Annotated in this window: 16 protein-coding genes; 12 read left to right on the top strand and 4 right to left on the bottom strand. The window is 44.1% G+C overall.

What is annotated here, in order from left to right; all coding sequences use genetic code 11:
* The first annotated feature begins 2 nt into the window (after positions 1–2).
* From A2048_03785 to A2048_03735, 11 genes are all read left to right on the top strand, one after another.
* Positions 3–749, top strand: a complete 747-nt coding sequence (locus A2048_03785; GenBank protein ID OGP10652.1) for a hypothetical protein — start codon at positions 3–5, stop codon at positions 747–749.
* A gap of 112 nt (positions 750–861) precedes the next feature.
* On the top strand, positions 862–1,458 hold the full coding sequence (locus tag A2048_03780; protein OGP10651.1) for an aminoacyl-tRNA hydrolase: 597 nt from the start codon (positions 862–864) through the stop codon (positions 1,456–1,458).
* A gap of 78 nt (positions 1,459–1,536) precedes the next feature.
* On the top strand, positions 1,537–1,968 hold the full coding sequence (locus A2048_03775; protein OGP10650.1) for a 30S ribosomal protein S6: 432 nt from the start codon (positions 1,537–1,539) through the stop codon (positions 1,966–1,968).
* Positions 1,943–2,233 carry a 30S ribosomal protein S18 gene (locus tag A2048_03770; GenBank protein OGP10649.1) on the top strand — a complete coding sequence of 97 codons (291 nt, stop codon included), beginning with the start codon at positions 1,943–1,945 and terminating at the stop codon, positions 2,231–2,233. The genes A2048_03775 and A2048_03770 overlap by 26 nt, the downstream gene beginning before the upstream one ends.
* Positions 2,234–2,292: 59 nt before the next feature.
* Positions 2,293–3,327, top strand: coding sequence for a hypothetical protein (locus tag A2048_03765; protein ID OGP10648.1), 1,035 nt, complete (start codon positions 2,293–2,295; stop codon positions 3,325–3,327).
* A gap of 134 nt (positions 3,328–3,461) precedes the next feature.
* The gene (locus tag A2048_03760; protein ID OGP10647.1) at positions 3,462–3,929 is read left to right on the top strand and encodes a 50S ribosomal protein L9; all 468 of its coding nucleotides are present in this window, start codon (positions 3,462–3,464) and stop codon (positions 3,927–3,929) included.
* Positions 3,926–5,296: a replicative DNA helicase gene (locus A2048_03755; GenBank protein ID OGP10646.1), complete on the top strand. Its 1,371-nt coding sequence runs from the start codon at positions 3,926–3,928 to the stop codon at positions 5,294–5,296. The genes A2048_03760 and A2048_03755 overlap by 4 nt, the downstream gene beginning before the upstream one ends.
* Before the next feature lie 106 nt (positions 5,297–5,402).
* Positions 5,403–6,122, top strand: a complete 720-nt coding sequence (locus A2048_03750) for a ribonuclease PH (GenBank protein ID OGP10662.1) — start codon at positions 5,403–5,405, stop codon at positions 6,120–6,122.
* Positions 6,119–6,703 carry a non-canonical purine NTP pyrophosphatase, RdgB/HAM1 family gene (locus tag A2048_03745; GenBank protein OGP10645.1) on the top strand — a complete coding sequence of 195 codons (585 nt, stop codon included), beginning with the start codon at positions 6,119–6,121 and terminating at the stop codon, positions 6,701–6,703. The genes A2048_03750 and A2048_03745 overlap by 4 nt, the downstream gene beginning before the upstream one ends.
* Before the next feature lie 59 nt (positions 6,704–6,762).
* Positions 6,763–7,713: a hypothetical protein gene (locus tag A2048_03740; protein ID OGP10644.1), complete on the top strand. Its 951-nt coding sequence runs from the start codon at positions 6,763–6,765 to the stop codon at positions 7,711–7,713.
* On the top strand, positions 7,710–8,663 hold the full coding sequence (locus A2048_03735; protein OGP10643.1) for a tRNA epoxyqueuosine(34) reductase QueG: 954 nt from the start codon (positions 7,710–7,712) through the stop codon (positions 8,661–8,663). The genes A2048_03740 and A2048_03735 overlap by 4 nt, the downstream gene beginning before the upstream one ends.
* A 131-nt stretch (positions 8,664–8,794) precedes the next feature.
* On the opposite strand, the gene A2048_03730 is transcribed toward A2048_03735, so the two are convergent.
* Positions 8,795–9,427 carry a hypothetical protein gene (locus A2048_03730; GenBank protein ID OGP10642.1) on the bottom strand — a complete coding sequence of 211 codons (633 nt, stop codon included), beginning with the start codon at positions 9,425–9,427 and terminating at the stop codon, positions 8,795–8,797.
* A 1,193-nt stretch (positions 9,428–10,620) separates the two neighbouring features.
* Between A2048_03730 and A2048_03725 the strand changes: the two genes are divergently transcribed.
* Positions 10,621–12,153 (top strand): hypothetical protein, encoded by a 1,533-nt coding sequence (locus tag A2048_03725; GenBank protein ID OGP10641.1) that lies wholly within the window; start codon positions 10,621–10,623, stop codon positions 12,151–12,153.
* Between the two features lie 54 nt (positions 12,154–12,207).
* Here the strand turns inward: A2048_03725 and A2048_03720 are convergent, their stop codons facing one another.
* The 3 genes from A2048_03720 to A2048_03710 form a co-directional block, all read right to left on the bottom strand.
* Entirely contained in the window at positions 12,208–13,461 is a 1,254-nt protein-coding gene (locus tag A2048_03720) for a crotonyl-CoA carboxylase/reductase (protein ID OGP10640.1), read from the bottom strand.
* 201 nt (positions 13,462–13,662) lie between these two features.
* Positions 13,663–19,968 carry a hypothetical protein gene (locus A2048_03715; protein OGP10639.1) on the bottom strand — a complete coding sequence of 2,102 codons (6,306 nt, stop codon included), beginning with the start codon at positions 19,966–19,968 and terminating at the stop codon, positions 13,663–13,665.
* A 14-nt stretch (positions 19,969–19,982) separates the two neighbouring features.
* On the bottom strand, positions 19,983–20,480 hold the full coding sequence (locus tag A2048_03710; protein ID OGP10638.1) for a hypothetical protein: 498 nt from the start codon (positions 20,478–20,480) through the stop codon (positions 19,983–19,985).
* Between the last annotated feature and the right edge of the window lie 152 nt (positions 20,481–20,632).

The following is a 20,632-nucleotide window of genomic DNA, read 5'->3' as shown; positions in this document are numbered from 1 at the left end:
ATATGCAACAATTTGAATTACAAGCCCAAGTTAGGAAAGCCGGCAAGGGAGGCTCTCATGCCTTAAGACGTGAAGGGAAAATTCCCGCTGTTTTTTATGGCAAAGGACAGGAAAACCTGGATTTGTCAGTTAACCCTCGTGAACTTGAACGCGCCATTTCTTCTGAGATGGGGATGAACACCATTATCAAGTTAAAGGTTGCCGAAAAGGGGGAATATCCTGTGTTGTTGCGTGATTATCAGGCTCATTTAATCAAACGCCATTTTACCCATGCAGACTTTCAATATTTAGATCTTTCCAAGAAAATCCATTTGTCTGTTCGTATTCACCTGACAGGTCGCGCTGCGGGGGTTAAAGAAGGTGGTATTTTGGAACAAGTCACCCGCGAACTTCATGTTTCATGCTTGCCCACAAGCATTCCCAAGGAAATCAGTGTTGATATCAGCGATCTTAAGGTGAATCAAAATTTACACTTAAGTGATATCAAACTTCCGGCAGGTGTCGAGTCCGATGAAAAAACCGATGTCACCATTGCGGCTGTGATTATGCCCAAGGAAGAAGAGATTCCCGCGGGTCCCCAAGTTATGGCTGAACCTGAAGTGCTTACAGCCAAAAAAGTGGAAGGTGCTGAAGGCGAAGCCGGCAAGGAAGGAGCCGCTGGTAAAGAAGGCGCCAAGGCCGGTGGGGAAGCTAAAAAGGCCGGTGGTGAAACCAAGAAGGAAGAAAAAAAGGCTTCTGAGAAAAAATAGTTACATGGCTTTAGGTCGCTCTTGTTTTATGCTCAACAAAAAATGGGACATGGTGTCCGCCAGAGGCGGATCAGCCTTTGGCTGAAGCCTAAATCGAACCATGGGTTATTAGTTGAAGCTAATTGTTGGTCTTGGAAACCCTGGACCCCAGTACGAAGATACCCGGCACAATATTGGTTTTAATATTGTTGAAGCTTTGGCTGCAAAGTGGAAAGTGTCTTTTAAAAAATCGCGGTTTCAAGCCTTGATTGCCAAATCAAAGTACGAGGGCCAGGATGTCTTGCTAGTAAAGCCACTCACCTTTATGAATTTAAGTGGCCAGGCCCTGGGGCCCCTAGTTCGTTATTTTAAAATTGATTTTGAAGATGTTCTGGTTGTGCATGACGAACTTGATTTTTCTTTGGGGAGAATCAAATTCCAAAAAGGAGGTTCCTCAGGAGGGCATAATGGTCTTAGTTCCATTATTGACCATGCGGGGACAGAAAATTTTAAGCGTTTAAGAGTGGGCATTGGAAGACCCAAGGGAAGTAAAGAAGTCGTCGATTTTGTTTTAACGACTTTTCAAAAAGAAGAACAACCCACTGTCTATGAGATTGTTTCATTAGCCTGTCATGGGCTAGAGGCAAGTGTGGTTCGTGACTTTAACTGGGTCATGAACCATTATAATTCGGTTTCGTCTCAAAAATCTGAGGCGAAAACAGAAAATTAAAACCTTACTCTTAAGAAATAAGTCTTAAGGGTTAATCCTTTCTCTTTTTAGAAAAGGAATATCCATAAGGAGTCAAAAATGAACGAATATGAAACCATTTATATCGTCAAACCCGATCTTTCCCCTGATGGTTTGACCAAGGTCAAAGACAAAATGACCCGTATCTTTGGGGAACACAAGGCCAGCCTGCTTGTTGAAAAAGACTGGGGAAAAAGAAAACTAGCCTATCGTCTTGGCAAACACAATTTTGGCCAATATTTCTATTTTAACTATCAAGCTCCAGGCAGCATTGTAACCGATCTTGAGCGTATGCTTAAGTTTGAAGAAGATGTCATGCGGTTTTTAACTGTAAAGTTGGATGAAAATATTCATCTTAAAACCGAGAGCAAACTTAAAAAAGTGACTCAGGCTGAAGATTTTAAAATTGTTGTCGATGATGCCAGGCCCGTAAGACATTATAGAGACGACAATCGTGATAACGATGATGCAAGAGGAGGGAACAATGCCTAGAAAATTCAACAAAAAACCTGAAAAAAAAGAAAAAAGAAAAATAAGTACACGCAAAAAAACATGCCGTTTCTGTACCGATAAAGAACTTATCATCGACTACAAATTGGCCAGACAATTGGGATATTTTCTTGCAGAACGTGGCAAAATTGTTCCGCGCCGCACAACGGGTAATTGTGTGTTTCATCAGCTTCGCATTGTTGAGGCCATTAGCCGGGCCCGTGTTTTGGCATTGCTTCCTTACACTGTAACGCATGCGAACTTGTAATTTTTCTCCCTCTTTCTTGCCTCCCTCCTTTTTAGAGGAGGGGGGAAGAGGGTGACAAGATGATCCAGCCCAAAAACATTGTTCCCGTACTTTTCTCGTTGGCTCTCTACTTTAGCGGGGTTTTGGTTTTTTTTACACCCATTCCCCTTGTTTTTCTTCTTTTAAAAAATCAAAAAAAAATATTCTGGGTATCCCAGGGTCTTATTTTGTTGGGATTGATGATTCTCTATTTTTTTGGTGTCCCATGGCTTCAAACCATCTATGCCGCCAACCCATGGATGGGATGGCTTGTGATTGTCCCGGGAATTGAATTGTCAGGATTTGTCAGCCAAAATAGTATCGCTGTTTATGGACTGTTTTATTATCTTTTTTGGGTGGCGTGCGCTGTTGTTTTAAGCCGGGCCTATCTTTTAAAAGATGGATGGTTCCGTATTTTTTATAAGGGAATTTTGGGTTCAGCACTGGCGGCCATTCTTATTTTTTGTGCTTTGGGTTATGTAAACAAGGTTGACCCGATCCATTTTTTACAAAGCTTTTTTCAGACAGTTATACGCGACTTTGTTGCCACGCAAGAGGCGGGGCCACTTTCTCTGGAACAAAAAACATGGCTGAAACAATATGAAGGAGATTTAATTAACCTGTTTGTTTTGCTAACTCCCTCCTTCTTATTCTCATCAATATTATTTTTGTATATTCTTAATTTTACTTTTGCCAAACGCTTTCTTTTTTCAATAAAGCCGGAAGTTCTTTTGGCCAGGGGCAACACCTGGCAAGCTCCATTTTTGTGGGTATGGGGTGTTATTTTTTTTCTTGCCCTCTTTTTGATCCATATTTTTTATCTTTCAAATCCGATTCTTAAAGCCATCAGTTTAAATGGGCTTCTCATTACCGCAGTTGTTTATTTTTGGCAGGGGATAGCCATTGTATCCTATTTTTTCCAGACTAAAGCGTTGGGATCCTTTATGCGCCTTATGGGATATGTTTTGTTTTTTATATTTTTTGAAGTGCTGGGTCCTGGCCTTATTCTCTTTGGTTTTGCGGATGCCTGGCTCAATATCCGGAAACGTATCGTGCCTTTTTCTCCAAAGTCTTAAAATTAATTCAAAATGATGGGTACTTTTTAATGGTTGCATTGTTGGTTATTTTTGGTAAAAGAACACCCTTTTGCGGGGACAAAAGGCCCCCTCTCAACTTTTGTTTAAGTGCTTGATTTTAAAAAGGAGTTATTATGCAAGTCGTTTTAAGAGAAACCATCAATGGTCTGGGTTTTGTTGGTGACATTATTAATGTGAAACCCGGATATTATCGAAATTATCTGGCCCCTCGTTCCATTGCTTTCTTGGCCAACCCGGGAAGTATTCGTGAGCTTGAACATCAAAAACGCGTCATCGAGGTAAAAAAGGGCAAGGAAAAGGAATTGGCTTTAAAGTTCAAGGAAAAGTTAGAGGCAGATCAAATTTCTATTGTCCACAATGCAGGTAGTGGTGATAAACTTTTTGGATCCATCAATACTCAGGAAATAGTGGCTCATCTCAAAGAAAAGGGTTTTGTGGTTGATCGCCGGTTGATGGCCTTGGAGGCCCCCATTAAAACTTTGGGAGTTCATATCGTGAATGTGAAATTGCATCCTGAGGTTGTTGCCAATGTAAAAGTAGAAGTGGTCAAAAAAGAGGAAGAAACAAAGGAGAAACATTGAACGAAAAAGCCCCCAAACTTCCGCCTCAAAATCTCGAGGCTGAGTCAGCCTTGCTGGGGGCCATTTTAATCGACAACGATTCCATCAATCGTGTGATGGATGTTGTGACTCCCACCGATTTTTATCGTGAAGCCCATCGCCGTATCTATGAAGCGATGATGGCCTTGTCTGAAAAAAACGAACCCACGGACATTCTTACCGTAAGCAATCTTTTACAGGCCGAAGGAGCTTTGGAACTGGCAGGGGGGGCTTCCTACCTTGCCTCAATGGCCGATAATATTCCTTCTTCAGCCAATATTGTTTCGTATGCCCGCATTGTTCGTGAAAAAGCCCTTTTAAGAAAACTCATTGAAGCCGCCTCACAAATTGCCACATCCGGTTACGAAAATTCTGACGAGCCTGACAAGGTTTTGGATAATGCTGAAAAACTGATTTTTGAAATTTCCCAAAACCACATGCGTAATGCTTTTTCGCATGTCAAAGACATTGTTAAAGACAGTTTCAAACGCATCGAATTCTTGTTTGAAAATCAGAAATCCATTACCGGCTTGGCCACGGGGTTGAATGAATTTGACAATATGACCAGCGGTTTGCAACCGGGAGACCTTATCATTATTGCCGCCCGGCCCTCGATGGGGAAAACTTCGCTTGCCTTGAATATGGCTGAAAACGTGGCTATCCACGAAAAAGGGGTTGTGGCTCTTTTTTCTTTGGAAATGGGTAAGGAACAATTGGTGACGCGCATGCTGTGTTCCCAGGCTCGAATTGATTCATCGCGTCTGCGTTGCGGCCAGTTGGAAGAACGCGACTGGCCCATGCTGACCAAGGCGGCCGGGCATTTGTCGGAAGCCAATTTGTATATTGATGACCAGGCTTCCCCTACAGTGCTTGAAATGCGTGCCAAGGCTCGCCGTCTTAAAAAAGAAAGAGGACTCAATCTGGTTATTGTTGATTATCTTCAGCTGGTTCGCGGAAGTTACTTTTCGGGAAGTCGCGAACAGGAAATATCCGAAATTTCACGCGGACTGAAAGCGCTGGCCAAAGAGTTAAGAGTGCCTGTCATTGCCCTTTCACAATTAAACCGCGCCGTTGAGTCACGCACCAACCGTCGCCCGCAGCTTTCTGATCTCCGTGAATCAGGAGCTATTGAGCAAGATGCCGATGTCATCGCCTTTATTTATCGTGATGAGGTTTATGATCCCAATACGGCCGACAAGGGGATTGCTGAAATCATTATTGGCAAACAGCGTAACGGCCCTACGGGGGTATGTCGTGCCGCTTTCCTCAATAGCTATACCAAATTTGAAAACCTGGCCTTTGAACCCCAAGGGTCCTATGTCCCTCCTGCCGATGAGGCCGCATTTTGATTGGCTGGTCACCGAGCGGAGTCGAGGTGGCCTCCCTTCGACCCCTCGATTCCGCTCGGGGACCAGAGTTTAGGAAAGTACAAGAAGTGTTTTTTTTATGAAATACATTCGTTCCGATAAACGCAACCCCAACCAACTACGCCCTATTAAAATGGTTCCCCATTATACGCGGTATGCCGAAGGATCTGTTTTGATCAAACAGGGCCATACGGTTGTTTTGTGCAATGCCAGTGTGGAAGAAGATGTGCCTCGCCATGTGAAGGGAAGTGGAAAAGGATGGGTCACAGCCGAATATGCCATGTTGCCACGGGCCACCCATACACGTTCTTCACGCGAGTCGGTAAAGGGCAAAGTGCAGGGACGTACACAGGAAATATCACGGCTGGTGGGAAGGGCTTTGCGTTCCGTATGCGACATGAGCCTTTTGGGGGAAAGACAAATTACAGTCGATTGTGATGTGTTGCAGGCAGACGGTGGCACGCGTTGCGCTTCGATTACCGGAGGCTATGTGGCTCTGGCCATGGCCTGTACCAAATTGGTAAAACAGGGCGCGATCCCATCCTCACCTCTTACGGGAATGGTGGCAGCGGTAAGTACGGGTATTGTGAGCGGGGTTTCGTGCCTTGATTTGAATTATGAAGAAGATTCCGCGGCTGAAGTGGATATGAATTTTGTGGTCACCGATGCCGGCTTGTTTGTCGAAGTGCAGGGAACTGCCGAACACAACCCCTTTTCATTTACCAATTTGCAAATCATGAAGAATTTGGCCATGAAGGGAATCAGGCAGATCATTATTGAACAGAAAAAAATATTGAAAAAACCATGATCCTCACCCTCGCCACCCGCAATGCCGGGAAAATAAGAGAGATTAAAGAACTTCTTAAGGATCTGCCTTTTGAAATTAAAAGTACGATCGACTTTAAGCAAATAGGTTCCATTTCCGAGACAGGTTCCACTTTTCAAGAAAATGCTCTGATTAAAGCCCGCACCGTTCATAAAATTGTTGGAGGATATGTGCTTGCCGATGATAGCGGATTGGAATGCAATGATTTAAACGGGTCGCCAGGGGTTGGCTCGGCTTATTTTGCAGGTCCCCATGCCACCGATGACGAAAATAATCAGAAATTGATTCAAGAAATGAAGCAAGTCCATGACCCTTCGCGACTGGCCCGTTATGTGTGCGTCTTGGCATTGATCGACCCCCAAGGAAAAGAGACTTTAGTCGAAGAAACCTGCGAGGGTCTTATTAGTTTTGTGGCCAAGGGAGAAGGCGGTTTTGGTTATGATCCTTATTTTTTTCTTCCTGATTATGGGATGACGATGGCCCAATTGCCTTTGGATGAAAAGAACAGGATTTCCCATCGGGGGAAGGCATTGATGCGGTTGAAAAAATATGTAGGGGCGTGATTTATCACGCCCGCAGTTTGGGCGCAATGAATTGCGCCCCTACCCCTACGGGAAGAGGCATGAAATCCATTCTGATTCATCAATATGGTGGAACTGAGGTTTTAAAATTAGAAGAAATCCCTATTCCTTCCTTCAAAAAAAATGAAATTCTTCTTCAAGTCAAAGCGGCCGGTGTGAATCCCGTTGATCTAAAAATTAGAAAAGGTTTTTTAAAAGACCGTTTGCCCAATGTGTTCCCCATCACCCTTGGTTGGGATGCTTCAGGAGTTGTTGAGGCTGTAGGATCCGAAGTGAAGGGTTTTAAGCCGGGTGATGAAGTGATGGCCTATACGCGCAAGGAAGTTATTCATGATGGAACCTATGCTGAATATATTGTGGTCACATCAGAGCATCTTGCCTTCAAACCCAAGAAATCAAGTTTTCAGGAAGCGGCTGTGCTGCCTTTGGCAGGACTTACGGCCTACCAAGTGTTGTTTGAAAGTCTAAAAATTAAAAGTGGCGAAAAAATTCTCATTCATGCAGGTGCTGGGGGCGTTGGAGGGTATGCAATCCAGATGGCCAAACTTTTTGGGGCGTATGTGCTGACGACATCGAGTGCTTCCAATTTTGATTATGTGAAGGGGCTGGGAGCTGATGAAGTGATTGATTATCGCGCCAACGATTTTGTGAAGCAGATTTTAGAAAAAAATGCAGAAGGGCTGGATGCCGTTTTTGATACGGTAGGGGGTGATGTGCAAAAACGGAGTGTGGATGTGCTTAAAAAAGGGGGCCGACTCACCTCCATTCTTGCCTTGGATGAAACTTTTTTTAAAGGAAAACCCATTCAAATTGGTTATGTTTTTGTCCGGCCCGATGCAGAACAATTAGCCCTTCTTGGGAAATGGGTTGAAAAAGGAAATCTGAAAATCACTGTGTCCCATGTTTTTCCTCTTCGGGAAGTGGCAATGGCTCACCAAATCCAAGAATCCGGACATGGGTATGGGAAACTTGCACTTCTGATTTCGCCATGAAGTCTGAACTTATCAAACAAAAAGCCCATGAGATTGGATTTGATTTGGTGGGGATTACACAAGCCGAAACGCATCCCCATTTTTCATTTTTCAAAAATTGGATGGACCACAAGCTTTATGGAACAATGGATTGGCTTGTGCGCGGTGCTGAAAGAAGAAGTGATCCCCAAAAAATACTTCCTGGCGCCAAGTCGTTTATTTGTGTTGGCTTGAATTATTATCACGGTTGGCCTCTTTCAATTGAGAACGTGGAAGCGGGCAAGGGGTGGGTCTCTAATTATGCCTGGGGGGATGATTATCACGACGTGATGTTGGCAAAATTAAAAAATCTGGAAGCTTTCATTTTGAATCATCATCCTGAAGCAAAATTAAAATCATATGTGGATACGGGGCCCATTTTGGAGCGAAGTTATGCCGAAAGCGCCGGGCTTGGTTGGGTGGGTAAAAACACCCTTTTGATCAATCAAAAAAACGGTTCCTTCTTTTTTCTTGGAGAAATGCTCACTGATCTTGAGCTGGAATATGATGAGCCTGCTGCCGATCATTGCGGCAAATGCACGCGTTGCCTGGATGCCTGCCCCACGAATGCCTTGAAAGCCTATGAGTTAGACGCGAACAAATGCATTTCTTATCTGACCATTGAACATCGCGGAGAGATTGACCCAAAATTGCAAAGTAAAATGGGGCATCATATTTACGGGTGTGATATCTGCCAGGATGTTTGTCCGTGGAATAGACAAATTCCCGTTTCCCGTGAGGAATCTTTTAAACCTCGTCCAGAAAATTTTCATCCCTCCCTTTCATCGCTTAAAAATTTGAGCCAAGAAGAATTTTCCCATCGTTTTAAAAACAGCCCCATCAAAAGAACCAAGTGGGAGGGGCTTTTAAGAAATATTCAAATCAATAAGAATACGGAAGCGGGGAGAAAAACGGGCCCAAATCCCCCTTAATCCCCCTTTTTTAAAGGGGGAAATAAGGCTAAGGATCATTTTTTTCTCCGTATAGTCCCCTTTAAAAAAGGGGGGGAAGGGGGATTTGGGCCCGTTTCCGATCCCATATTATTTTTTCTTTTGATCTATTTTTAAGATAATGCATTCTGAATTTTTTGATACGATTCATCAAAATTCTTTTTGGTCACATTAATGGGATGTCCATAAATCACTCGAATGGTTGAAAAGGGCAGGGGGATGCGTTTGCCATCCCAGCTTTTTTTGAAGAAATAAGTTTTGGAAGTGACAAATTGCACGGGAACAATGGGCACCCCTGATTGGATGGCCATATGGAGGGCTCCTTTTTTTAAAACTTTGGGCGGGCCATAGGGGCCATCGGTTGCCATAACCGTGGAATACCCCTTTTTTAAATAGTCCACGATCTCGTCGGCGGCTTCTTTTCCATCATTTCCAGTAGATCCCAGGCATAATTTATGAATTCTCTGAAGTTTAAGTAATACATGGATGGGTTTCATGTACCAAGCAGGATGATTGATCCATACATGCCGTTGATGCCTTAAAAAAGTGATGCAATAGGGAATGAGAGCATCATGCCAAATGCAGTAGATGTAATTGTTATTGTTTGGAGGAACGTTTTTAAATTGAAAGCGGCAAGTCCCGTGCAGAAGACAAAATCCGATGAAGCATAAAAATCCCAACCCATACCCATAAATCCAGAAAAAAGGTTTGAGCCAATAGGGGATTGTATCCACGCGATACTTCATTTGTTTGGTAGGACAATTCTGGGATTGTCCTTAAAAGCACAAAAGCCCGAGTTACAAATTTGCATTTGCAATCGGGCTTTTGTGTCCTGTTATCGCTTAGTAAGCATGAATGTCTCTTTAGAGTTTTAAAACTTTTGCTTAGGGCGGTGATTTTTTCAAACCCCCATTCCTTCGTGCTGTTGGTTTCTTCGGGTCACTTAAAGTCGCCTTTAAGATGAGCCCGACCGCCCCAGTTTCAAGGAGTTGTGCCTTAAGCAAGAATCGGCAGCTTTTGACTTAATGGAGTGCTAAGTCTTTTTGTTGCCCGTCCTCTTGTGAGATTTCCATTGGGTCTCTATGGTTTTCTCCTCTCACCCTTACAACCTGCTTCCAGGCTTTCCTCTCTTTTGTTCTTGCTAATCAAGCTTCTTGACGAATCTTGATGAAGCGGAACTTTAGAGTTTTTCGGGTGGGAGAATAAGAAGTTTTCTTTCGAATTCTTCCTCCATTCGGGCCTTTTTTCTCATGGGTTGCTCTTGCGTTCAAGAGAGGGCCAATCTTGGGTCCGGTCCCTTTGCCAAGAGTTTTTTTTACAAAAAACCCTGGGGCAAATTTAAAGATTGTAACTTCCCTTTAACTTGCGTCCACAAAAGTAAACTTTAGAGGGCTTGCTAAACGATAATGAGATTTTAAAAGAACATTTAATTTCAAAGTTTCCTGCTGACAAAGCTATTTAAACCACAAAGTTTTTAAGACGACAATACACTAAAAATTTGATTTTTTTATCTTACTGAAAAATAAGAAAAATTTTCAAATAAAAATTGTTATCCACAGGTGTGGATAAGTTTGTTCACGTAGAAGCCGCAGGCGGAAGCCCTGTTTTAGGCCCTTAACTCAGAAAGAACTTCAGTTGTGAGTGTTTGTGTGAATAAGCATTTTTAATTACATGTTAAATAAAAGAATAATCAAAAAAATTATCCACAGGGGCCTGATCCATTTCGTAGGTGAACCTTGTCTGCCCGCCTTATAGGGTGTTCGCCCAGTCCAAGGGCGATTACAAGAATCGCCCTTACGGGGCCATGTATTCCCATCAATGAATTCCCAATCAATGAATTCCCAGTTGAATTGCCCAAAGACATTTGCTAGTGAAATCAGTCCATGGCCGCCAAGTTAGTTGATTTAAACGAAGAAACTTCCATCCAAAGTGCTGCCTAATGCCTTTTTCAAACACATATAATATCGCCACCGACTGCATCGACAAACATCAACGAACAAATATTAGTCGCAATAAAACAGCCATGATTCATGTGCTGGAACAGGAAGGGACAATTTCTGCCAAAAAATGGACCTTTGATGATTTTTACAAGGCCACCAATGCCATGGCCTCTTATTTATTGTCCAAGGGGTTAAAGCCCAAAGAACGTGTTGTGCTGCGCCTGGATAATTCTCCCGATTTTATTGTGGCTTTTTTGGGAGCCATCAAGATGGGAGCCATCCCCATTCCTACTTCCATCATGCTTAAGCCGGCCGAGCTTGATTTCATTTTTAAAGACAGTCAGGCCAGCGGGTTGATTACCACAAAAGATGTCTGGTCCCATGATGTGGGGCCCGTTGTTTTCATGGATGAGATACGTTTTTCATCTTTTGCCCCTTTCCTTGTTTTGCCCACCTTGATGGAGGATCCGGCTTATTGGCTTTATACCAGTGGAACCGAAGGTCAGCCCAAGGGTGTTATTCATGCCCATCGAAGCATTCTGGCCCATGATGAACGTGTGCTTCGGTGGCAGAGTTTTCAGGAAAACGATGTTGTTTTTAATACGAGTGCCCTTAACTGGAGTTATGCACTGACAGGGGGATTACTTGATATCTGGCGTTTTGGGGGGACCAGCCTTGTCTACAATGGATCTTGCCGCCCCGATTTATTAAAAAAGATTGTGGATGAATTTGGCGTGAGCATTTTCATGAGTGTGCCCGGTATTTATCGCCGGCTGGCCGACTATCTGGAAAAAGATGATTCTGGTTTCGAGCCTGTGCGCGTGTGTCTGTGTGCCGGTGAAAAACTTCCGGGAGAGGTCAGGGAGAAATTCATTAAGGTTACGGGAACGGATATTTATGAAGGCTTGGGAATGACAGAGCACAGTGTTTATTTGGTGCAGCCTTACGGGGAACGTATTCGTGACGGTTCATGTGGACGCCCTCTTTTTGGAACGCGCATTGCCATTTTGGATGAACAGTTAAATGAACTGGGGCCCGACTGTGAGGGCATTTTGGCCAGTCACAAGTCCTGCATGGGGCTGATGTTGGGATATCATGATGCCGTAGGGGCTGGGGTTTCCCGCCCAGGTTTTATGGGTGACTGGTTTTTAAGCGGGGATGTGGCGCGCTATGATGAAGAAGGAAATTTTTATTTTTTAGGAAGGCGCGATGATCTGATTACGGCCGGGGGATATCGCATTTCGCCTTTGGAGGTGGAAGCCGTTTTGAATACGTGCCCAGATGTTTTGGAATCGGCAGTGGTGGGGGCCACCCTAAAAGAAGGAAAGACAATTGTAAAAGCGTATCTTGTTTTAAAATGTATGGGGCAGGGAAACTGTACTCCTACAGAAAAATGCGTCCAATCCATACTGGATTATGCCGCGCAAAACCTTGCCAAATATAAGGTGCCACGGGATATTGTTTTTGTCTCTGAGCTTCCCAAAACGCATAACGGGAAAATTGTCCGCAAAACACTCACCACGAATAACTAAGCATGCCGGCAAGAATGGTTGTGAAGTAGCGGTACATGGCAAGTCTGGGGGGCTTCATTTTGATTCAGCCAAATTTTTCAATCCCTGTTTTCTGGCGTTGATCAAGATGGACATCGTGCCATGGGGATGTTTGTTTTCGCGCATCAGTTGATGGGCGTGGCCCGTTTCAGAATATTCCAGAACTTTGGAGAGGCAGGCCGAAATCTTGCCTTGAAGCACCAGGTTGTTAAACCCATAGGCTTCATCGTCATTGGCAAAATGCGAGCCTTGGAAACGTTTTTGGCGCATCCAGTGATAACGCAGATCGAGCGTGGCGTTGTAGCCGGTCGTCCCTGCACAAATAACGACCATACCACCGGTGTCGCACACGAAAATACTGGTGGGAACGGTGTCTTCGCCGGGATGTTCAAAGATGATGCGGGGAGAAACTCCTTTGCCGGCAATATCCCAAATGGCTTTGCCAAACGATCTGGCGCCAGCCAACCAGGCATTGTATTTTTCGGTATCCTTCCAGTGGGGAAGTAGGCCCCAGTGATTGAAATTTTTGCGGTTGATGCAACCGATGGCGCCCAATTTTTTGCAGTATTCAATTTTATCTTCGCCCGAAATTACGGCAATGGGCTTGGCTCCAAATGCTTTACAAATCTGGATGGCCATACTTCCCAAACCACCTGCACCCCCCCAGATAAGCACGACATCATCGTTACGCACTTCGTGTTCTTTCCAGCGGGTGAGCATGCGATAGGCGGTGGCGCCCACAAGCATATAGGCAGCCGCTTCTTCCCAACTCATATGTTTGGGTTTGGGCATGCATTGATGGGCCTGAACGCGTGTAAACTGGGCAAAGCCGCCAAAATTACTTTCATATCCCCAAATTTTGAAGGAGGGGATGTACATGGGGTCTTTTCCCGCTTTAATGGCCGGATCATGAATATCCCACATGCCGCAGTGGATAACGACCTCATCCCCCACCCGTACATTTTTCACATTTTTACCTGCTTTATAGACAATGCCACTGCCATCGGAGCCACCGACATGAAAATCTTCTTTTTCACCGGCTTTATTACGGGCGGCAATGACGTTGACAGGAATGCCCATGGCGGCCCATACGTTGTTGTAATTGACTCCCGCTGCCATCACATACACAAGAACTTCATCATCCCCAATGGAGGGGACATCGATCACTTCGGATTGGAAAGCGTTTTTAGGTTCTCCAAAACGACTTGCACGAATGACTTGGGCGTGCATTTTTTGGGGAACTTCTCCCATGGGAGGAATTTCACCTAAATTATATAAATCTTTGGTCATTTTAAAAACTCCTTCTTTAAGATTATTGTTTTTTTAGAAAATGAACAGACCTCCGTGGATCTCTAAAACTTTGAAAAAGTATAAGCGCAAGGTGTGTAAGTCAAGCGTTAAAATTCAAGTACATGCAAAATTAAAGAGAATGAAAGATTTTAGGAATATGAGAACGTTGTAGCAAAAATTAAGGTGTAAGAATTATGGAATTTATCGAGAAAAGAAGCGTGGAATGGATGTGCGATTAAATGTTGAAAATTTGGATAGACCCGTCATGGCCGGGCGGATGTTTCTAGTGGCCGTTTGCCGTGGGGATCGTACGACGGTTGGTCCCCGGTGTTTTGTGGTTTCGGGTTTTGGTTTGAGTGCCGTCGCCCCCTCTGTCACCAAATTTACAGGAATGTTTTGTGCAAGAGGATCTTGGGGCCACGGGCCTTCCAATAAATTGGTTTCTCCTGAATTTGGCGCTATAGCCGGCATGCCAATGAGGGTTGAGGTGTGGAACTGGGTTGTGCGCAGTGTGTCCGATGAGCCGGAACGTGGTGTGTCGATATGTACCGGAGGTGTTCTGGAAGGCAAAGTTTGCGCGGCGAGAAGGGATGTTTCATTCAACAATTCCCGTTTGGTCCCATTCCAGGTCACAAACATTAAAAGAAGTTTTACATAGGTGTCATCAAGTTCAAGGCCATATTCGGCTAATTCGGGACAAATGGCTTCCAAAATGGTGACGGGATCCGAACTTGAGGTCTTTGAAAAAACTTGGGCCATATTCCTGAATTTTTCCTCATCGGTCACCTTTCCCATTTGGCGCAGCAACGGAATAATGGCTTCCATATTGAATGCCCCCTCCGTAGTCTCTGACAAAACGCCATAAAGGCTCATGAGGGTTGCTTGCTGGGTAGTGTCTAATTCACAAACGCGTCCCATATCGTAAATAACCACCTCTGGTTGATTTTCGCTATTATAGCGCACGCCCATATTTCCCGGGTGCAGGTCGTAATGGAAAAGACCTTTCCAGATCATGGCGGGCAAAAGCTCACTTTCGATTTTTTCTGCGATTTGCTTGCGTGTGGCAAGATCGGCATGCATGAGGTCATAGGGGGGAAGGTTTTCCATGGCGGCTACAGATACTGTGGAAAGATCTTCCCGATAGGCTGGTACATGAAAACCCGGTAGCCCCTGTACCAGGGCGCGCATTCTTTGGGCTCTTTCGTGTTCAATTCTTAAATCAATTTCTTCCACAATCACCCGTTCGTAAAAAGAAAGAAGATGTTCGAGGGTATGCGAGCCGTAATTTTTATATTCAGAGGCCATCAGGATGAGCCTTAGCCGTTGAAGCGATGCCAGTGAATTTGTCAGGTCGCGGCGTTTCCCTTGCGGAATGACTTTGAGTACGATTTCGTTGCCATCATATATGGCGCGATAGACGCCGCCGATGGTTCCTTCTGAAAGGGGGTTTGCCAGATCAACGGTCAGTTTGGCCAACTGCCAGGGCTCCAGACTCAATTCTATGGTGGCCTTCACATCCAAGGGATCGCGCGGCGGAACATGTTTTTGAAAAATTTTCAGGATCTCCTGTTGGGCCTTGGGTACTGCAGGGTGCACACTGGCTAATTGAAGCAATTTTTCAAGGTGCGAGGCTTCTCCCAAAAGTTTGATTTTTTCTTCATCGGTATTTGCGTCTTTGAGTTTGCGCAGAAAAATGGTTTTGGCCACAGGGTCCAAAATCTGGAAAAGCCATACCAGCAGATCTTTTTTCAAGCCTGTTTCTTGCCTGATAAAATCGGGCAGATCTTCATCCTTGAGATTGGCTGCCTCAAAAATGAGGCGTTCTCCCTCAATGGTTGCAAATTTATTTTCAATGGAGTCAATGGCCCTGGAAAAATCTTGCCAGCTCCAGGAATTGTCGGCAGTCAATCCCAAATCACTGGGAATAACCCTGTGGGCAATATCGGTTAAGGTGTATTTTAATCCAAGGTAATTTGGACCTTGCTTATTTTGGAGCCAATCAAAAACTTCAACCCAACCAGCCCTGCTCAGCATGATTGAAAAAAGGCGCAAGCGTTCTTCCAAAATGGATGGATTCATGGTTTGGTAAGTTTCGCCGGGGAAAAGAAGGGCACGCCCAAAGAGTGCAGGATTTTTCTTCACAAGGTCTGGCTTCAATGTTTCAGCTAAATTTAAAGATGGGGTGGTGGGTGCTACTTCGCAGATGGCTTTTGCCATAAAAAGAACCCGCATGACCAGATCATGGCGGGTTCTAACCGGCATTGTTGCCTCGGAACATTTTTCCTTCTTGAGTGTGTCAAGAGCATCGTCAGTTATTTTTTCAATATGTAAAAGTGAGCCTTTTGGCAGCATGCTGGTGTCGCCGGTCCTGAGCCATTGGCTCAAAAGGGTGTTGTCCTTGTTGAGACGGTCTAGCATGAAATCATCGGGAATTTCTGCAACAACACAATCGTAAACCTTTAAAAGAAACACCATGAAATCTGTTTCATTTGTTCCTTTGGGGTCTTTTTTTAAATTCTCCAATTTGTCCTGAACCCAGGGTGACCACCATACTTTTCGTGTAATCCATTCAAAGAGGCGGCGTTTTAAGGTGCGGGGCAAAAAATTGGGTTTGTTTAAAAGTGTGATACTGGTTTGTCTTTTAGTTTCTCCGAACGTATCATTTTTTTTGAAAAAGAGTTTAAGAATATCCAGATACAGAATATGCGAGATAGCATCCTTGCTGGTCAGCCATTCAGCAAAAGCGCTGTTCACTCCTTCATCATCGAAGGCCATTAATCTGTCTATCAGTTTCAGAATCGATTCTCTTTGAGCCTGGGAATAAGTTTGATTCTGTCTAAGATAGGTAAGAACTCTCAAGCAGTGCTCTTTAAGATAGGGCTTTGGTCCGTACAAATGATCTCTTGAAAAAGGTGTCAGTACAGGATCATGGGGGCTAACCAACCCCATGGATTGTAAAACTTCGACTTCGTTGTAACCACAAACAAATTCAGGGACAACGGAGGCTTCATTATCCACATTTGATTTGGTTTCGTTGCGATGCAAAACAATTCCGGCCAAAGCGAATGCTTCCAGGCGAAGGTGCTCGTCATAGGCCTTGCCTTGGTTGGTGAGCGGGTCAAACCCTGCCAGTTCAACGGCCAAAAGAGCTTCCGTTCGTGGATAATCCTTCATGATGGCGTCGATATCAAACGGTGTTTTCCATCCGGCTACCCAGCGTACCAAAGAAAGATAATCGAGTTTGGTGGAAGAGGCTGATTTGGCCAGTTCCAGAAGATCGCCAAAAAGATCATGGAAAAGTCCGTCTTTTGCTTCGGCAGAAAGGGGGGACTTGTGCACGCTTTCAACCAGCTTGTGTACGGCGGCCATGGATGGATCGGTGATGATTTTAAGGTTTAGGCTTTCATAAAGTCGTACAAGGTAAGGCCCTTCAACTTTATCTTCCTGAAATTCCTCCGTGAAATAATAAAGAGTTTGCCAGGTAATGTTTGGGCTGCCGCGTTCGATTTCCTTGTTTATTCGGGCAAACCACACATTGATATCCTCTTCGTTTTTTGGATTTTGCGTGAAAAGGATGTGTCTTTCGCGGTCCATTTGAAGCCGCCATTCATAGCTCGAGAGCTCGGCCATGAAAAACGAGCGGCTGATAGCCGAACGCCTTTGACCACGCCCGATGATGACGGGAAACTCAACTTTATCTTGAAGCGTGCGGGGAATCTCTCGAAAAAGAAAATCATAGAACCCTTGGGCAATGCCCATTTCTCCTTCTTTAAGGGCCCTTCGATGGAAATAAATGGCCAGAGGGGCCAGAGTTTGATCGACACGTTCACTTAAAGGCATGTTGCCATCTCTTCTATCATTGGAAAGATCAGTCAGACCCCACAATCCACTGTTGTCGTATAAAAGATTTCTTAATGTTTCCAGGGCATATTGGTAACGTGTTTGGGGTTGTCCGCTTTTTAAGTGGGTTAAAAGAAGCAATCCTGATTCAATTCTTGGTCCCTCCTCTTGTGTGCCAAAAGGACTGAACATATCATTCCCGAATTCTGTCCAGCTATTGGCGGTACGTGTTCTATCCAGGGAGTCTTGTCTGAAAGGATGGAATTGCATCAAGGCCAGATAACTATCTGGTAATTGGAATGCATGTTGAGTTTTGGCAAACTGTTCAATTTTTGAAATTTCTTCATCGCTTAAACCGAGGTAGGTCAGATCCCCGCCATTTTTTTCGTAGCTACTCTGCAAAATTTCATTGAGTACGGCCAGTTTGACAGCGCTCATCGATGTGGAGCTCCTTAGATTTTCATGCGTATCAAGGCTTGTATCAGAAACAATCTCCGCAATTATTTTTTTGGTGGTTTCTTTGTCATCCTTGATATCAAACCGGTCCTTTTGGGCTAGCCCCATGGCTATTTTTCGTTTCTCTTCAGAAAAGGATTGAAAAATAATTTCCAAGTCAGAGTCACTAAACAATCCTAAAATCTCACTGTTATCGGCAACAAGATAAATAAGATCTTCATTGTCAGTAAAAGACATGATCTCGTTTAATGTTGTATAAGCAGAACGCAACCAATCGCGATGAGCTTCCCAGATTTGATCAAGTCGGGAAACAATGTGTGGAGGCAGATTTTTCCTGCGCCTGAGAACGTCAATTTCTTTTAAATAAAGTTTCCATGGGGCCTCCTTAAATTCATGTTTGTAACTAGATTGATCGGTGCCTTGCACAAGCCATCGCCATTCTCTTCGATTGTCAGGCATGGAGAGAGAAGGCTTGAGACTATTGTAAATATTTTTCAAGCCGCATGCAGAAAAGATGAAAGAATAATAATTAATATTGCTCCAAAGATTGCTCCTTTGATCGTCATTCCATGATTGAGTATTAGCCAAGGTGCTCATATGGGCCCCTATATTTGTTTGACGATGGTGATTGTTTACATGTGATAAACAAGTTTCAATGGCCTTTAAGGCGGCTTTTTCATCCATGATTTCAAAAATGGGTTCAATAAAATCAGGCCTGAAATGGCGGGCCATGATTTGATCGATTATTTCATGGGCCTGGGTTACAAACCCTCTTCGATAAATTTCAAAGGCTAGTCTTAAAAATAAGTCGGCCTGTTTTTCGTCAATGTAGAAGTAAAGGTGGGGGATGAGTTTTTTTATTTCACCAGTTTTAGCCAGTCTGATCCACGAGATAAGGGCTGTGATTTCACCGTGGGAAAGGCTGCGTGGTTGTTCGGTCAAAACCCTGGCAATAGTAGCCTGATACGATGCAAGAAGGGTTTGTTTGTGTCCCTGTAGCGGAGAATGCGAAGCCTCCTGAGGAGCTTGGGCGGTCGATGGCGGATCGATTTCGGTCTCTCCAATTTTTTCCAATTGATCCAATTTATCAAAGAGACTGGAGAGCGCTTCGGTGGGGTTATAGATGCCGCGGGCTAGCATGGCGCTAATATCATACTGGCCTGCCGGAAAGGAGATGCCCTTGGCGGCCAGTTGCCGGACTCTTTTGAAATAGGCTTTCTGAAAAAATTTGACGTACTGTTCCCCTGGGTAATCATTTTGTGAGGAGTCGTGGATAAGCGCTTCTTCTTCGGGTGTTAGATCGGTACGTCTTTCCCCTTTAACAATAAGCGCCATGATGAGGGATGTTTTGGCAATATTTTTTTCGTAATTTTGAAAATAAGTTTCAAAAATTTTCCTGATTCCCTTTAATCCATCATGGTGCCAGGCTTTGTTGATTTCCTTAAAAATTACATTGTCCGTGAAATCGGGCGTTATTCCCTGATCTTCTTCAATATCGTAGAGCAGTTGCATCACTCCAAAACTTAAAGTTTCATTAAGTCGAATATGCTCGGCAATATTTTCGACTAAGTCCTGATAACTTAAATCAGGATGGATGGGTGGAAAATCAAAGGGAATGGAAAAAAGAGTCTGTACAATTTCCAAGGGAAGGCAATGCAGAATTTCATGCAGAAGAACATCGGGCAAGGCGTTTTTGTGCAAGACAATGGCCTGACCAAAATGGGAGGTGGTGCGATCGACTTTTCCCTGAAAGCTGGGGTTGGCATAAGAATGGGTTTTTTGGTCGTTTCTAACTTCGATAGTCAGTTGGTGGGCATCCATTCTATGCTTTACAATATTTATGATATTTTGAAGGACTGGATTTAATTTAGCCAAATAATCCAATGCCAATGCCAGTTCTTCATTATTGGTGATGCCTTCATTACGAACCCTTCGGTATCTTTCTTCAATGGGAGAGTCCGGTGGAAAAACAGCTTTTATAGAAACAGAAGCTCCGTTCCGTTGTGCTTGTGGTGCGCCGAAGAGCTCGGCATCAACGGTTCCTGGGCCATTTCCAAGATCAAGCGGGGGTGCACCTCCATCATCTAAACCTGTTGGAGTTGCTTCACCGGCTGTGGCTCTATCTGCTGGAGCAGGTTCCGGTACTGCACCCTCTTTTACAGGTGATACCGAGGGGTCCGGGGGTTTATTTGTTATGTGTGGAGAAGACATGGATGTTTCCGTGATTATTTTGATTTTTGTTCAGAGGATGGTGTTTCATTGGAAAGTAAAATAATCAATTTTGCCCAATAGAGTTGGTCTTGGGTAAAGCTTGTCTCTAATGGGGCGCCTTCTGCGAGTTCATTGCAGTAAGGTTGATAGGATTGGGTGATGTTGACGCCCCCATCTTTATTTTTTAGTTCAGGTTTATCGTAAACTGTTAAGTTCATGGCCTCCTGTGTACATTGGATGGTTTTAAACGCTTTGCCCTGGGTATTGATAAAAACGATGTGTGTTTTTCCCAGATGGCGGGAAGTAGCCTGTATGCCCTTTTTTTCCAGAGGATCGTCCTTATTACCCACAAGTTCAAATGTGGAGCAATCGGGGAAATCCATTTTTAAAACGGTTTCCAATTTTGTCACTAATTGGGCTCGTTCGTCCGAACAAGTGATCGGTTCGGGATTGTCAGAAACAGGCACAACTGCATCAAGCGCAGGAGTTCTGAAAATGAAAGGGTATGCCATAAGGATATTTGATTCACTTATCGTAACTTATTAAAAAAAGTTTCTGCCTAAATTGAGCAACGATGCATAAACAAATTGGGGGTAGAAAATATAGGTATTTTCAGGGAATTGGAGTAAAAAAGGCGAGGATTTCTTGAGTTGTTACGAGCAAA

It is taken from the genome of Deltaproteobacteria bacterium GWA2_45_12 (genome assembly GCA_001797365.1).
Classification (GTDB): Bacteria; UBA10199; UBA10199; order UBA10199; family UBA10199; genus UBA10199.
This window is presented reverse-complemented; position numbering and strand designations above follow the sequence as displayed.